Source organism: Caryophanon tenue, assembly GCF_001700315.1.
In the GTDB taxonomy this organism is placed as follows: domain Bacteria; phylum Bacillota; class Bacilli; order Bacillales_A; family Planococcaceae; genus Caryophanon; species Caryophanon tenue.
Genome location: NZ_MASJ01000023.1, coordinates 157952 through 173385 on the forward strand (window position 1 = coordinate 157952; position 15434 = coordinate 173385).

Below are 15434 nucleotides of genomic sequence, written 5' to 3' on the forward strand. Positions count from 1 at the left end.
TAAACAAGCAAAGGAGCGAATACGATGGCTACATTAAAAAAAGGGACACTTGTACAAAATAATGCTGGTGTCACTTGTCGAACAATTGCCTTCACGATTGCAAAAGGCGGTCAATTAAAATCGACATCTGCAGTAAATATTGCAGCAGCAATTTTAAAAGATGCTTCTATTGATGAAGCGAAAATTTGTATTTTAGATATTGATGCACAGGCTAATGTGTTCACATCATTTGGACTTGATGCCGATATGCTACCAGAATATGAAGATTTAAGTGCAGCGATGCTTGGCTATACAGCACAAGATGGCTCAAATGTGACGGGTATGGCAGCGATTGAAAATACAATTCATGAACTATATGCAGAAAGTGACAAAAAGTACATACACTGCTTAACAGCGAATGAACGCTGTGATTTACTTGAAATGACTATTTTAACGAACTTAGAAATTTATCCAGACCCAACAACACTACTACGCGATGTTTGTCGTGAGCTTGCGAACTATTACACACATATTATTATTGATACACCACCTGCTTATTCACTGCTCGTATCGAACGTATTAATGATTGATAATGTTGAAGTGTATGTACCATATGAGCCAGAAACATATGCCCTACGTTCTGTGGGCAAAACGATTCGCGCATTTGATTCATTCGCAACACGTAACCCAAGTGCAACATTTGGTGGCGTGTTTGCAACGAAAGTGAAAACACAAACGAATATTCACGCATCGATTATTGGCACAGCACGTACATTTGTCCAAGCAAGTAAAAAGCCGTACTTAAAATCGTTTATTCCAAACACGATTAAAATTGCAAATAGTGTGTACTACGAAGCATTACCACCACTATTAAGCACTAAAAAGTCTGACCAAGTACGTGAATATTTTGATTTATGGGAGGAGATGAAATAATGGCACGTGAACCAAAAAACACTGCTTTACCACGCAGCACAAGTATTGATGCACTATTAGGACAAGCGCAACCACAAGAAATTGAAGTTAAAACTAACATTGCAGTCAATGATGAAGTCGAAAATAATATCGAAATCGGTGGCAAGGAAGCAAACCCACTTGCAGCGTTAAAGGCCGAAATGCAACAAGCAAAGAAAAAAGAAGCGAACAAACAAGTTACCGTTTACTTAACACCTGAAAACTTCGCCCGCTTCAATGCATTAAAAGAAAAAGGGCAAAAATCAGAGCTGATTAATAAGCTGCTTGATATGTACTTTAGCGAATAAATCAATTTACAAAAATCCCCCTCCAGCGAAAGACTTTGTGGCGGGGGATTTTGTTTTCACAAGGATTACTCTGTTCATTTTATGCCATTCACAATTATTCGTAACGTTGTATATTAGGCTCTACAGTTTAAACTATACAAAAAACACCGCACGAAGTTGCCTTCATGCGGTGCTACTGTTTACTTGCGTGTTTTCTCTTTTTCTAACTCATGTACAATCGATTCGCCTTCGATATCAATATTTGGTAATAGTTTATCGAGCCATTTCGGTAAGTACCACGCTGATTTACCAAGCAATAGCATTACTGCTGGTACGATTAGCATACGTACAATAAACGCATCGAAAATTACACCGAACGTTAACGCAAGACCAATAATTTTCGTCATTGGGTCTGGTGCCATCATAAAGCCAGCGAATACCGCAACCATAATTAAGCCCGCTGCGGTTACAACACCGCCACTATCACGAATACCGGCAAGCACCGCTTTACGTGCATTGCCTGAATGTGTGTACTCCTCACGCATACGGCTCACAAGGAACACTTCATAGTCCATTGCTAAACCGAATAAAATGCCGATTGTAATAATTGGGAGGAAGTTTAACACAGGGCTTGTCGTCGCAAAGCCGAACAACTCATGGAAGTTACCATCCTGTACCACCCACGTTACAAAGCCAAGCGTTGCACCAAGCGATAACACAAAGCCTAATACTGCCTTTAATGGGACTAAAATCGAGCGGAAGACGACCATAAAAATGACGAATGCTAAGCCGACAATTAATGCCGCAAACACTGGTAATGCTTCACTTAGCTTTTCAGAAATATCGATGTTCATCGCTGTTGTGCCTGTTACATGTAACTTCATACCATCGTATTGCGCGTCACGCAGCTCATGCACTAAATCAATTGTTCCTTCATCATTTGGACCGGTCGTTGGATTTAATGTAATAACAGCCATGTCCCCTGATTCTTTCGGTACAACGTTAGTAATCGTATCGACATGGTCCATACTCATAATATTTGCTTGAAGTTGCTCTAGTTTTGAAAGTACTTCACCATCTTCTTTCGTTGCCTCTGCAACAACGACAAGTGGTGCGTGCACACCTTCACCATATGCTTCTTTTAATAAGTCATATGAGTCACGCTGGTCTGTGCCTTCTTCATAGAAGCTATCATCTGGTAAGCCAAGCTTCATATCGAAAAATGGCATCGACACAAACACTAAAAAGGCAATGCCGATAATCGCGACAAGCGCTGGTGCTTTATTCAGCATCGTTGCCCATGCTTGCATAAATTTACCTGATAGCTTCACACGGTCTGTAAATTTTTCTGCCGCTGTTTTTGGACGTTCCACTGCGGGTGTAATTTTATGCCCGAACAGTGACAGTGCAGCTGGTACGACAATCACTGCAATTAAAATCGCAAGGAATACCGTTACTGCTGCTGAAAGTCCCATCATCGTTAAAAATGGAATTTGTGGAATCGCTAAGCCAACAAGTGCAATAATGACGGTAATACCCGCAAATACAACCGCTGTGCCGGCTGTGCCGTTCGCAATAGCAATCGACTGTTGAACCGAGTAGCCTTTTGCATATTCTTGACGGAAGCGTGAAATAATAAATAAACCATAGTCAATGCCGACTGCTAGCCCAAGCATCGCTGCTAAACTAATACATACAAATGCAATCGACGCAAAGTTTGTCGCAATTAAAATCCCTAATAAGCCGACGACAACACCGATACCAGCTGTCATAATTGGCATACCGGCTAAAATTAGCGAACCGAACGTAAAGAACAGCACGACAAACGCAATGCCAACCCCAATAATTTCGGTCATAAAGTGAATTTCAATCGGATAAATTTCCGTTTCAGACGAGTAAAGCTCTGTTTGAATGCCCTCGTCCTCGGTCACATGAAACAATGCGCGCATGTCGTCCACTTGGTCAAACGTTACTTCTTTCGAAGGTACGTCATAAATCGCCATAATATACGCAATTGTTTTATCTTCATTATAGTTTTGTAGCATATCTGGTGTGACAACCATTTCTACACCATCTAGCTCGCTTACCTGTTCTGTTAAACGCGCAATGTGCTGTGCTACATCTTCATCGAGTAACGTTTTACCTTCAGGTGCTTTCAACACAACTTGTAACTGTGCACCCGCCTTCCCAACCTCTGGGAATTCCTCTTCAAGCATTTCAATTGTTTCCTGTGCAGCTGTACCTGGAATCGACATATCATCATCGAAGTTAATGCCGACAAGAAGCGCCGTCACACCGACTGCTACTAAAAATGCAATCGCTGCTGCAATGACAAGCTTAGCCTTCGATGTTACCAAATAGCCAAGCTTGTATAAAAGTTTTGCCACAATAATACTCCTCTCACATAAAAAAATACTGTACATATATAATCATAACAAAATCAAACGTACACATCCTATGTACGTTTGGGCAAAAAGTTAAATATATTTTTGTTCAATAGCAATGGCAATCGCTTGTCCACGTGATTTCACGTCGAGCTTTTCATAAATCGTCGTTAAATATGCTTTCACGGTGCGTTCTGACACGAAGAGCTCACTTGCAATTTCTTTATTTTTTAAGCCACTTGCCAACAGTCGCAATAACTCTAGCTCCTTATTTGTAAATACCGGTCGCTCACGTGCTGTACGAAGCGCGTGTTGTAGCGCACTTGGAAAATACGTTTCACCGTTCATAACGCGCGCAATCGTTTCATAAATGATGGCGCGTCCTGCATCTTTCAATAAATAACTGCTCACACCTAAATTCACAGCTTTCAGTAATAACTGCTCATCATTATACGTCGTCAGTACAATCACTGGTGTCGTCCCTTTATATTGTTGTAAAAACTGAATGCCGTCCATTACCGGCATATTTAAATCAAGTAAAATCACATCCACGTCATGTGTCGCCAATAACGCAATCGCTTGCTGACCGTTTTCTGCCTCGGCAACGACCTCGAAATGTTCTTCAAGCTCTAGCACCATGCGAATGCCTTCGCGTACAATATAATGGTCATCTATTATGCAAATACGTATCATATTACTCCCCCTCCGAAATTGGAAACTGTAACTCAATGCGCACACCATTTTGCGAATAAATACGGAGCGCACCGTTGATAATGGCTGCGCGCTCCTGCATTCCAAGTAAACCGTAATGCCCGGTCATGTCTTGCTCATTATAAAAGCCAATCCCATTATCCTCAATGACAAGTACATACATCGTGCGTTGTTGTAGCAACGTAATCGTCACGTGGGTTGCTTCTGCATGCCTATGCGTATTCGTCAATGCTTCCTTTACGACGGCTAGCACATGCTCCTCCACTTGTGGCGGTAGTGCCGTATCAATCATAATGCTCGTTGTGACAGGCAACGCTAATAAAAAGCCAAGCTGCTCCACTTCCTCAATAAAGCGGTCCTCAAACGGCAAGCTGTGTAGCGACTGGCGTAAATCCTCCACCACTTGACGGGCCTCGTGAATCGACTGCTCCACTTGCTCCTTCGCTACTGTAACGACATGTTCAGCCTTGTCATAGTTACCTTTTTTCAAATGCACCTCGACGACATCAAGCTTTAAGTTCGCGCCAATTAAGCGCTGAATAAGCGAGTCATGTAAATCGCGTGCCATACGCTGGCGTTCTGTTTGGCGTGTGAGCTGTGCAATTCGGTTATTGGCTTCTTCTAAACGCTTATTTTCAATATCCTTTTGATGAAAAATGGCGAGCACTAAATACACAAGCACAAGCATCAGTAACAGCATCATTAGTAAAAATAATAAGTGCTCCCCTCGATGTGTCAAACTTAAAATAGCTGTACTCACCGCAAAATAACAGAGCACATACAGACTATAGAGCTTCGGGTTGGTTGTTTCATAAAAAAGCTGAATCATTAAAATTAGCCCAAAGCTCATTAAAATAAGTACCGTATAATTTGCCGCAAGCGTCGCACAGCTCATACAAAGCACCGCCTGCACAGGGAAATAAAATGAGGCGCCAATTCGGTTATAATACCAATGTAGTGCAATAAAGAGCATGCCAAAAAGTGCAAGAAGCGATGCCTGCATATACGAGATAAGTGTAGGCAACTGTAGCATAATCACGACGACGAGCGTCAATATATGTAAATACGATACGGGCAGACGCGCTGCCTGAATATCATAGCGTATGTCATCATTAGTCGTTAACCGTTTCATATTGTTCCTCCAATTCGACATTATCATAACACGGCTATGCACATGAACTGAAAAAATTGCACATGTGCTGTATGATGAAGAACACAAAGGAGAGTGGATAACATGAAAATTGTTGCACCAAAGCCGATTCATTTACAAGGGGATTCTCGCGGCGTATTACTGCTCCATTCCTTTACAAGCACAACACGCGACATGAAAAAGCTTGCCGAAAGTTTGCAAGCAGACGGCTATAGCTGTTATGTGCCCAGCTACCGTGGTCATGGCTTGCCGGTTGAGCAGCTACTTGAAACAAGCCCAAGTGATTGGTGGGTAGACGTTGTCGAAGGCTATAACATCTTAAAGGAACACGGCGCAACGAGCATTGCCGTTATCGGTGTGTCACTCGGCGGAGTATTTGCGTTAAAACTTGCGGAAACATATGCTGTCGAAAAAATTGTCATTATGTCCGTACCTTATGCGCGCAGTGCCGACGATTTATTTGAGCGCGTGCTTGCATACGGTTTAAATTATAAAAAACTCATTCGCACAGAGCGCGACCTATTTGAGCGGGAGCTAGGGGAGCTGCTTGAAGCGGACCGCACACCGCTTCAGCAGTTTTCAACAATGATTGATGACGTCATGCGCGACTTAGCATCGATTACCGCACCCATTCACATTTTATATGGTAAACGCGACGAGCCACTGTATGAAAAAAGCGCAGCACGTATTGCCGAACATGTCCAATCAGTAAATCCGCTCGTAAAAGGCTATGCCAATTCCTCACACTTAATGCCATTAAGTCGCGATAAAGAGGACATTACGGCACATATAAAAGCATTTTTAACACACCATTAAGCTGCGTCACATATCAATGTTAGCTTACATCTAATATCACCAACACCATTGACGTCAATATTAATGTCAATGGTGTTGGTGAATTGTGAGTGTATTTTCTCTTCTGTTTCAAAATAAGTGTCTTACATATGTTACTTGTTGCGGAGGAATCCCGCTGTAAATTATGTCACAAACTAATCTATTGGTTCCTCTCATTATTAACATTTCCTCTGGTACGATGGGTTACTTGCGCTCCACTTACCATTTAATTTAAATTCGTAATTGACGTCAATGTTAATATTAATCTCGAAAATATAATTAAATCTCCCTTGAACTGCAGCTTTTCTATGCGCATTAGCACGTAGCAATATATCATCGCCATCAATAATATAGAAAACCTAGTCCTCTATATAATTAAAACATTGACATTAATTGTATAATTAATGTCAATATTGATATCAACATTTTAAAATTCAATCAATCTTACGCCTACATCCGTTCTATTCCCTTAACTTTTTAGCTGTTGCGTAATGTTGGCGTTACGTTTTCGTCAATTAATCCTGTCACGTAGTTCATGCTACTATTTTTTACATGTTGTCAGTTTGTATAGATCACCGTTTTCTATGCTACAACATCTGCCCCCATCATTATTAATACCTTTTATAAATCAACATTACTTTCAACTTTGACATTAATATTAACTTTTTAAAAATTAGATAGTTCCCCTACCTTTTTATTGTATATACTCATTCTCATGATACAATGAAAGAATTGTTGTTTTACAAAGTGGAGGGATTTTATTGTTTAGTTTAGCCATTCTTTTAGGTGTTGCGGTGGCGCTTCAATCAGCTGTAAATGCTAAGTTGCGTTCATTTGTCCAATCACCCTTTTTAACGTCGTTTATTTCATTTACAATTGGCTCAGTTGCCTTATTTCTTATTTTCTTTAGTCGGGGTGAAGCATCTTTACTTACGTCACTTACCGATTTACCGGCTTGGACATTTATAGGCGGTTTACTCGGCGTTGTATATTTAACAAGTAACATTATTTTGTTTCAAAAAATTGGTGGTGTCCAAACAGCAGTGCTGCCGATATTTGGACAAGTGGTTATGGGGGTATTAATTGACCAATTCGGGCTTTTTTATGCGCCTCTTACAGCGATGACATGGACAAAAGCACTCGGTCTTGTTGTCGTGCTATGCAGTGTCATTATCGTGACTGATTTAGTATTTGCAGCGGTAAAACAAAAAAGCGACGCACCGTTTATATGGAAAGCGGTCGGCGTTGGTGCAGGAATGCTAAGTGCTATCCAAGCTGCTGTCAATGGTCACTTAGGTAGCTTATTACATTCGTCGATTGCAGCTGCAACGATCTCCTTTGTTGTCGGTACGATTTGTTTATTCCTACTTGTCATCATCACAAAAGCACCTTTTTCACGTATTCTATTTGCGCTACGTGAAACAAGACGCTCACTATGGGTATGGACAGGTGGCTTACTCGGGGCATTTTATGTATTTGGTATTGCTTTTACAGTACCAGCGCTTGGTGCAGGTCAAGTGATTGTACTCGCGTTATTTGGACAATTATGTACGAGTGCCATCATCGAACATTTCGGCTTATTTGGTGCAATGAAAAAGCCGGTGCGTCTATTAAAAGCTTGTGCACTGCTCCTTATGCTTGGTGGTGTCATGCTAATGAAATTATAGTCAATATTAATATCTATGTTGCATTCGATATTGATGTCAAAGTTAATTTCAATAATACGTGTATAAAAAGACCGTCATGTTTCACGTGAAACATGACGGTCTTTTATGTGCACCCTATTTCGCTGCTTCCTCCCAAAAAAAGCAAGTGTCAGGACACTCCTTACGCTCGCTTTTCATCGCTTGTGAAACTACGGTTGACGCTGTTTACATGCGACCCATTCTTCTAACTTTTGCTGGTTCTTCTTATTGGCACGTTTATTTTGCTTATTTAAATAGCGCAGTAATGAACTATGTGCCATGCCAATTTCACCGGCGGCTTTTCGAATCGTTAACGCATGCTTCTCAATCAGTGATGCTACCAATTCTGGTGAAATTTCAACCGGCTCTTCAACTTCTACATCCAACGTCAACTGCTCTTGTACTTCGGTGAACGTTGCTTCCTCAATTAAATCATCCGTAGCATTTGACGGCGCAATAAATGCCAATGTTTCGATGCTAACCTTTTTTGAATGCTCATGTAAAATATCATCCGGTGGCACAATCACAATCGATAAACGGCTCCAATATTTTTGCACCCAAAAACGCTTGCCTACTTTGTCTTCATCAATCGGTGTCGTATAATGCCATACTTTCACAATGCCATCATTTTGTAAATCATCAAGCACTGTTTCTAAACGGTCACGGATCTGAATACCGTTATAACTCGCAGGGAAATCAATCACATCTAATAACGTTTGGACACGGTACGGCTGACTAATCGAACGCTTCATCGTCCGAATTTTCCAATGATAATTTAAATAACGCGTTAAACGCTTATGCTCACGGTGCGTAAAATGACTGTATTGAAACACTTTTAGATCGAGTGCACCGAATGCTTGCTGCTCATTATTTAAATACTGGGACAATAACGCAGAGGGACGAATTTGAAGCGAGTAAATCCCCTTCGCTTCCTTTGTACGTTTATCATATGCCATATCGAGTGTACCAATTTCAAACATACGGCTAAATGTTGTAAAGTCATATTCCTGCTCATCGGAAATTTTCTCGGCATCAATAACGGTCACGCTATCACCGCGCATCGACACCCAAATGCTTGATAGTGCAGCCACGCGTCGCATAATACTGAAGCGTTCTTTTTCGCGAATATAAAACTCTTCCTTCATCGCATCCGCAAAACGTAACTTCAATGCTTGGTCACTATGAAATTTAATATAGCCATCATCGTCTTTTGGCTGAATAATCCATAAATACGAAATTAAATCAAATAAATCCGCGGTCCATTCATCTAATGAACTAATCGTCGACTCCACCAGTGACAACCATATTTTTTGCTTTTCGTTTGGCATTACTTCCATCTCTGTCGGGCGAACCTCTGCCTTCCCACGTACATTACCTTTATTATCCTCAATTGTCGCTTCTAACACCCCTTCAGATGTCTCAACAAACTGCTTTTTTTGCGTCACTAAATCACGCATTAACTGATAATCCGAATTCATTGAGCCATAAATATAATCTTGCTCTATAACATCCTCAAACGACTCAAGCTGCATATGCTCGGCTGGCTGCTGAAGAAGCGGCATCGTAAATGGTTCAAGTTCTGCCAGCAACGAATCAATATAATTATGGGCTGCCATGCGAATCATTAATTTCGTTAACGGCTGGTTCGGGTACAACGATTCCGTGAAAAATTGACAAAGTGCTTGTAATGACTCTGACAGCACATACGTCGGATTTTTCATATACAGTTGTACTTCTATAAGCCATTGCTCTAATAGCGGTTGAAACTGACCATTTGTTTGGAGCACCGTTGATACTTCGTCAACAATAATTACCGGTAATACTTGTTGCCGAATAATCATACGCTCCGGAAATGATTGATAATCCACGCTGCCACCTCACTTTCTTCCTCTAAGTATAACAAAGCCCCTTAAAATGAACCACTTCCGTTTTCTAGCTGTACATAAACCAGATTTCCGAAAAGTAAACCATTTTTACAAAATGACCACAAGATGTAGCAAAAACATGCGCATTATATGAAATACATGGCATCTGCCTAACAAACTCTCTTGATCATGTCAATAAAAAACGGTCCATTTTCGAAAGTTTCGGGAACCAGGTGTACTTAAACTGGTTCATTCCCATCAAAAACAGCCCTTTTTTTATTATATCGCTATACTTTTGAGCATTCATCACTAAAGTGGTTCATTTTTGTAAATATTGAATGTGACATGTATTTCATCGTTGGCAAAAATGAACCACATTTTTTGTAATTCTCGAAATCCCTTTTATTGGTATTTTTCACCATCTGTACTAGTCATTAAACAAAACAGTTGTTCAAAAATGGTCCATTTTTGCTGTTTTCGGGAACTAGGTGTACTTAAAAAGTGGTTCATTTTTATTTTTTTTCGGGAACTAGGTGTACTTATAACAATTTCGGGAACTAGGTGTACTTAAAATCGTTGCTGTTATCACATCTGTTATGAAAGTGGTCCACTTTTTTTACATAAGGACTAGTCGTTTCCGGAATTGATGTGTACTAGTCATTTTCAAAGATCTGTTTTTCTTCGGGAACTAGGTGTACTAAGCATCTCTGTTCTGAACTTCGCTACTCATTGTGGCTGTAAGCTTTACGAGCTATTATTGGTTATTTTCTAAAGTGGTCCATTTCGGAGAAATCGGTTCATTTTTTCGGGAACCTTTCATAACAACTTTTTTTTTCAAAATCGCTGTATCCCTTGTGGCTCTAAGAAAAAAAGTTCAAAAAAAAAGTGGTCCATTTCTCCTTAGAGAAGGCCATTTTGGGCTTTGTGACTTCTGTATAATAGACCCATCTTGCAAAAAGGAGGGTTTTTCATGGTCACAACTGCGCAGTTACTACACACCATTTTACATGGCAATATTCAACAAAACGCATCTAAAATGAACCAGTACCGTGCATATGGTGCTGTCTTTACTGTACGTTCGAAAAGTGACTTCACAGCTGCTGGCGTAAAAGGGTCCATTGTAACATCTCTAGACACGCTTATTGCCCATGCCCCAACCCTTTCGCACTTTACACCGAACATTTATCGTACATACACATATAAAGACCATCAAAAAAACTATGTAGCAGGCTTTGAAGAGCGTCATTTAAAGCAAATTAATACGTTTGTTGTCGATATTGATACGACAAAGCATTCGTTACCACAGATGCTTCTCGCTTGTTTGGACCACTCGATTGGCATTCCAACATGTATCGTAGCCTCTGACCGTGGTTACCAGCTCTACTTCGCGCTAAATGAACCACTCTTTATTTCGAATGACCAACACTTTAAAACGTTACATATTGCCAAACGTATTGCACGAAATATTAAACATAGCTTACAAATGATTGATGCGGACCAATATTGTAATGATTTTGGTTTTTTCCGTCTTCCTACTGCTACAAATGTCGTACACGCACAGCTGGACCAAACATATTCGCTACAACAGCTTATTGACTGGTCGATGCGCTACGATGATGACTTACAGCAAACGATGTATATGCCTAAAAATGCGCATAAAACGTCTCATACAACTTCTGCGTGGTTTGAAGCTTTGGTCCATGCAAAACATATTAAAGGCTGTAAAGGCCAACTAGGGCGTAATAACACGATATTTACGCTCGCTTTAGCGTGCTTTGCTGATGATTGGGACCAAACACGTACATACGACTTCCTTGATGAATTGAATTCTCGCTTTGCTAACCCATTACCACATAAAATGGTCCAAACAATTATTCAATCTGCTTATTCTGGCAAATATAGTGGCCCAAGTACAACTTATATTTACGCATTGTTGGACGAATACATTCCAAACCATACCATTCGTGTCGAATCAACAACAAACACATGGTACAAACATAAAAAGGCACGCACAGAACGCACACGTAGTCACTACAACGAATGGGAGGCAGATGTTGAACAATATATCATGTCAAAATTAACGGACACAGAACCGTTTATTTGGCATACACAAAAACAATTATGTGAAGCTTTACAAATGCCCCAAAGCACATTAAATGTCCTAATAAAACAATCTACAGCCATTATGAAAAAAGTAACAGGCAAAGGTCGTAATGCTAAAACTGGATGGACAACACGCACAGCCTTTATGCGCCATACAATTCATACCGTAAAACAACAAAAACAAAACTATACATACTATATCCAGCACTATGCCAAAAATAAAGAAGAAGAACAAACCTATACAACTCAAACAAATAGACAAGTATATGCTATCAATACATCTTAATACTCCACTGTGCCTAAACATATTTCTATTCTATTGGGGTAGGTGCATAGAAGAAGATGTTTGATAGTTGTGTATGTAGTTTGTCTAGGTAGGGAGGATTCTGTTTTTTAGCGTGATAGAATTACTATTATCAGGCATTCATTTTACTGTTGCATTTAATGTTGACATCAATATAGGTATCAATAGGCTTTATGTAAAGAATAGTCATGTAGTTATTCATTAGATTTAGTGTTGCATGGGAATTCAATATTAATATTGATGTCAACATTAACATTAATATTGCGGTACTGTAATCTACAGCACCGCATTACATTTACTTATTTGTTTTATGTTGTTTCATACGTTTTACTAAGAAGCCACCTTTAAATGATTTTGGTTCATAAGAAATCATAAAGGCATTTGGCTCAAACATTTGGACGAGTTGGAAGAGCTCTGCTTCCCGGTTTCGTTTTGTTAATATTTCATATTTATAACGCTGACTATCACGACCTTCACCGACATAAACAGTCAATGCAAAGCCTTCTTCTCGAATAGCGTGCATCAATTCTTCATTACGTGATTGTGTATTAATCGTTACGTAAATATAGCCAATTGCTAGTTTTTGTTCAATACGTGTACCAATAATAATACCGATACCAAAACCAACAGCATAGACAACCATTGCTAAAAAGCCTTGGTCACCACTAAAGACAAGTGATAGACCGAATACATATATAAGCATCTCAACAATGCCAATAATGGCAGCAAGTGCGGTAATATTCTTTACAAGAAAAATGGTGCGGAGTGTAAAGAGTGGTACGTATAAAAGTTGTAGCAATAAAATAAGTAAAATCTCTTGCATGAGCGTCGCATCCTTTTCTACAGAATATATTTATCATAATACGTTATCGTACACATGACAAAGAATCTGTTTATCGTTTTGTCTGTGTGTTTAGGGGAATAAGAAAACAAAGGTGGTGCAAGGAGGCAGATGCAAATGGAGTTAGTTATTATTAGTATTATTGGGATTGTGTTTGGCGTTTTAGCATGCTTTGCGTTAACACAGCGGCAGTCGCAAGGTGTCAAATGGATATTAATAGGTGCGGTTATTTGTATCTTATTTTCGTGGTCAACGATGACCTTTGCGGGTTACATTGTTGTTTTGTTAACAGAAGAAGCGTTAAGTGTTGTACCATTTTGGTTATTTGGTGTACCAATTGTTTTTATCATTGGGGTTATTGTTATGAGTATTGGTTGGTATAAATTATATCAAGAGAAAAAACAAGACCTTAACGTGATTAGCTAAGGTCTTGTTTTTTATTTTAATGTGAATTGTTTAATCGCTTCATTTAACTCATATGCGACGTTTGCAAGATTTTTACTTGAAGCAGTCATATCGTCCATAGCAGCAGCTTGCTGAGCAGACGCGCTTGATACAAGATTCGTGCGATCTGCATTGTTGAGCGAAATTGCTAAAATACTATCGGCACTTTGCGTAAATGTATGAAAGTCTGCCACCATTTCCTCAATCGATGCTGAAACAGCGGTCATTAATGGTGCGACATGCTGTGTTGTATGTAAAATATCATCAAATTTTTTGGCTGTGTTTGTTGTAACGGTTAACCCTTCATTTGCTTCTTTCATCACGACATGCATAATGTCAACAGAATTCGTTGTATCGGCTTTAATCATTGCTAAAATATTGGCAATCGACTTTGTTGCATCCAGTGATTGTTCTGCGAGTTTGCGCACTTCGTCTGCGACTACTGCAAATCCTTTACCTTGCTCACCGGCACGTGCTGCTTCAATCGCCGCGTTTAGCGCTAGTAAATTTGTTTGCGCAGAAATATCATCAATCACTTTTAAAATCTTATCGACTTCATTGACTTGAAGTGACAATGTTTGAACTACTTCATGTGATTGTTGAATCGACGCTGTAATATTTTGCATCTGCGTAACATTGCGTTCAATAATCGCCGAACCTGCTATTGCTTCTGTTGATGAAATATTGGCTAGACGTTCGACCTCTTGAGCGTTGTGACGAATGTCCGTAAATCCTGTAGCGACACGGTTAATTACAGTGGCGTTCGTTTCCAGGCGTTGTTTTGTTTCCTCTGTGCCAGCAGCAATTTCTTGAATTGATGCTGTAACGTGTTCAGCGGCAGACGACGATTGCTCGACATTTGCCAGTAATTCTTGTGATGTATGTTCGACATGTGTAGACGATTGGTGAACATGTTGTAACACGCCACGTAAACTAGCAATCGTTTCATTAAATGATGTCGTTAATTCGCCGATTTCGTCACGTGATCTATATGTACCTTTTACGGTAAAGTCGCCATTTTGTACGCGTGCTAATTGGTCGTGCAATTGGTGCAGTGGACGTGTAATCATGCGTGAAATGATAATGCTTAGTGCTAGTAATACGATAATAATGGCCACACTAATTGCAATATTACGCAGTGTACTCGTTTCCGTTGACGTAATGCTTTCTGTTACTAGTGCTTCTGTTTGCGTTATTTTGTGTTGACGTAATGTATCGAGCGATTCGATTAAATCGGCACGAGGCTGTTGCACAACATCTTGGTACATCGTGTAAGCTTTCGTGTTTTCCCCTGCTAATGCTAAACGAATGACTTCATCTTGATTAAATGTTAAACGTTCGACCGCATCGTAAAATTCTGCTAAACCGGCAAGTTCTGCATCGGTTAGTGGTAATTTTTCATAGGCGGCTAAATCGGTTAACACTTGATCTACGCCATCATCAATTTCGGCATGGAGTGCTTGCTTTGTATCCATATCTGTTGCCATCATCATTTCTGTGATAATGCTTGTAATGCGTAAGTTGACAGCAATTGCATTACTGAGCCAGTCATTTGGAATAAATTTCTCCTCATAAATGGTTTCTACATTTGTCGTCACGGTGCTTGTTTGCTTAAACGATAGCGTAGCAATTAACACCATACCAAACATTGCGACAACTATCATCAGCGCAATTTTTCGTTGTACCTGCAAATTCCGAATAAGATTCATACTTTTCTCTCCTAAAAAATTATCATAAAATCACATTTTATAGGAAAAAAGTATAAAAATCTAGCGTTTTTCTAAATATAACGTAGTTTCCTCTTGAAAAACCTTAAAATGCATAGGTAAAAGGAAATGATGTCAGACCAGCAATGGAAAGTGTGCCAATCTATTGACAAAATCACAGATTTCACGT

At 39.7% G+C, this 15434-nt stretch carries 12 protein-coding genes; 6 read left to right on the forward strand and 6 right to left on the reverse strand.

Translation table 11 applies throughout. The features are described 5' to 3' along the window. The first annotated feature begins 24 nt into the window (after positions 1 to 24). Together A6M13_RS10910 and A6M13_RS10915 are read left to right on the forward strand one after the other, a co-directional pair. Entirely contained in the window at positions 25 to 912 is an 888-nt protein-coding gene (locus tag A6M13_RS10910; protein ID WP_066546081.1) for a ParA family protein, read from the forward strand. Continuing rightward, positions 912 to 1238 carry a hypothetical protein gene (locus A6M13_RS10915; protein WP_066546082.1) on the forward strand — a complete coding sequence of 109 codons (327 nt, stop codon included), beginning with the start codon at positions 912 to 914 and terminating at the stop codon, positions 1236 to 1238. Before A6M13_RS10910 ends, A6M13_RS10915 begins: the two co-directional genes overlap by 1 nt. A 179-nt stretch (positions 1239 to 1417) precedes the next feature. Here the strand turns inward: A6M13_RS10915 and A6M13_RS10920 are convergent, their stop codons facing one another. From A6M13_RS10920 to A6M13_RS10930, 3 genes are all read right to left on the reverse strand, one after another. Continuing rightward, positions 1418 to 3604, reverse strand: a complete 2187-nt coding sequence (locus A6M13_RS10920) for an MMPL family transporter (RefSeq protein ID WP_066546085.1) — start codon at positions 3602 to 3604, stop codon at positions 1418 to 1420. A 90-nt stretch (positions 3605 to 3694) separates the two neighbouring features. After that, entirely contained in the window at positions 3695 to 4294 is a 600-nt protein-coding gene (locus A6M13_RS10925) for a response regulator transcription factor (protein WP_066546097.1), read from the reverse strand. 1 nt (position 4295) lies between these two features. Beyond that, a complete protein-coding gene (locus tag A6M13_RS10930; protein WP_066546098.1) occupies positions 4296 to 5444 on the reverse strand; it encodes a sensor histidine kinase in 1149 nt (382 codons plus the stop codon). A 102-nt stretch (positions 5445 to 5546) separates the two neighbouring features. Between A6M13_RS10930 and A6M13_RS10935 the strand changes: the two genes are divergently transcribed. Together A6M13_RS10935 and A6M13_RS10940 are read left to right on the forward strand one after the other, a co-directional pair. Beyond that, positions 5547 to 6278, forward strand: coding sequence for an alpha/beta hydrolase (locus tag A6M13_RS10935; protein ID WP_066546101.1), 732 nt, complete (start codon positions 5547 to 5549; stop codon positions 6276 to 6278). A gap of 779 nt (positions 6279 to 7057) precedes the next feature. Then, on the forward strand, positions 7058 to 7963 hold the full coding sequence (locus tag A6M13_RS10940) for a DMT family transporter (protein WP_083998332.1): 906 nt from the start codon (positions 7058 to 7060) through the stop codon (positions 7961 to 7963). Between the two features lie 188 nt (positions 7964 to 8151). On the opposite strand, the gene A6M13_RS10945 is transcribed toward A6M13_RS10940, so the two are convergent. Continuing rightward, positions 8152 to 9849 (reverse strand): hypothetical protein, encoded by a 1698-nt coding sequence (locus A6M13_RS10945; protein ID WP_066546105.1) that lies wholly within the window; start codon positions 9847 to 9849, stop codon positions 8152 to 8154. A gap of 967 nt (positions 9850 to 10816) precedes the next feature. Between A6M13_RS10945 and A6M13_RS10950 the strand changes: the two genes are divergently transcribed. Then, entirely contained in the window at positions 10817 to 12235 is a 1419-nt protein-coding gene (locus A6M13_RS10950; protein ID WP_066546108.1) for a primase C-terminal domain-containing protein, read from the forward strand. 313 nt (positions 12236 to 12548) lie between these two features. Here the strand turns inward: A6M13_RS10950 and A6M13_RS10955 are convergent, their stop codons facing one another. Further along, positions 12549 to 13076 carry a DUF2179 domain-containing protein gene (locus A6M13_RS10955; protein WP_066546109.1) on the reverse strand — a complete coding sequence of 176 codons (528 nt, stop codon included), beginning with the start codon at positions 13074 to 13076 and terminating at the stop codon, positions 12549 to 12551. 135 nt (positions 13077 to 13211) lie between these two features. On the opposite strand from A6M13_RS10955, the gene A6M13_RS10960 reads away from it, so the two are divergent. Further along, complete coding sequence (locus A6M13_RS10960; RefSeq protein WP_066546111.1) at positions 13212 to 13520, forward strand: hypothetical protein; 309 nt, start codon at positions 13212 to 13214, stop codon at positions 13518 to 13520. An 11-nt stretch (positions 13521 to 13531) separates the two neighbouring features. On the opposite strand, the gene A6M13_RS10965 is transcribed toward A6M13_RS10960, so the two are convergent. Beyond that, positions 13532 to 15247, reverse strand: a complete 1716-nt coding sequence (locus A6M13_RS10965; protein ID WP_066546113.1) for a methyl-accepting chemotaxis protein — start codon at positions 15245 to 15247, stop codon at positions 13532 to 13534. Positions 15248 to 15434 lie beyond the last annotated feature (187 nt).

Bases quoted from the DNA above. Each gene is read 5' to 3' on its own strand.
- A6M13_RS10925 (WP_066546097.1), bottom strand. From the start codon at position 4,294: ATGATACGTATTTGCATAATAGATGACCATTATATTGTACGCGAAGGC.
- A6M13_RS10955 (WP_066546109.1), bottom strand. From the start codon at position 13,076: ATGCAAGAGATTTTACTTATTTTATTGCTACAACTTTTATACGTACCA.
- A6M13_RS10930 (WP_066546098.1), bottom strand. From the start codon at position 5,444: ATGAAACGGTTAACGACTAATGATGACATACGCTATGATATTCAGGCA.
- A6M13_RS10950 (WP_066546108.1), top strand. From the start codon at position 10,817: ATGGTCACAACTGCGCAGTTACTACACACCATTTTACATGGCAATATT.
- A6M13_RS10915 (WP_066546082.1), top strand. From the start codon at position 912: ATGGCACGTGAACCAAAAAACACTGCTTTACCACGCAGCACAAGTATT.
- A6M13_RS10960 (WP_066546111.1), top strand. From the start codon at position 13,212: ATGGAGTTAGTTATTATTAGTATTATTGGGATTGTGTTTGGCGTTTTA.
- A6M13_RS10965 (WP_066546113.1), bottom strand. From the start codon at position 15,247: ATGAATCTTATTCGGAATTTGCAGGTACAACGAAAAATTGCGCTGATG.
- A6M13_RS10910 (WP_066546081.1), top strand. From the start codon at position 25: ATGGCTACATTAAAAAAAGGGACACTTGTACAAAATAATGCTGGTGTC.
- A6M13_RS10935 (WP_066546101.1), top strand. From the start codon at position 5,547: ATGAAAATTGTTGCACCAAAGCCGATTCATTTACAAGGGGATTCTCGC.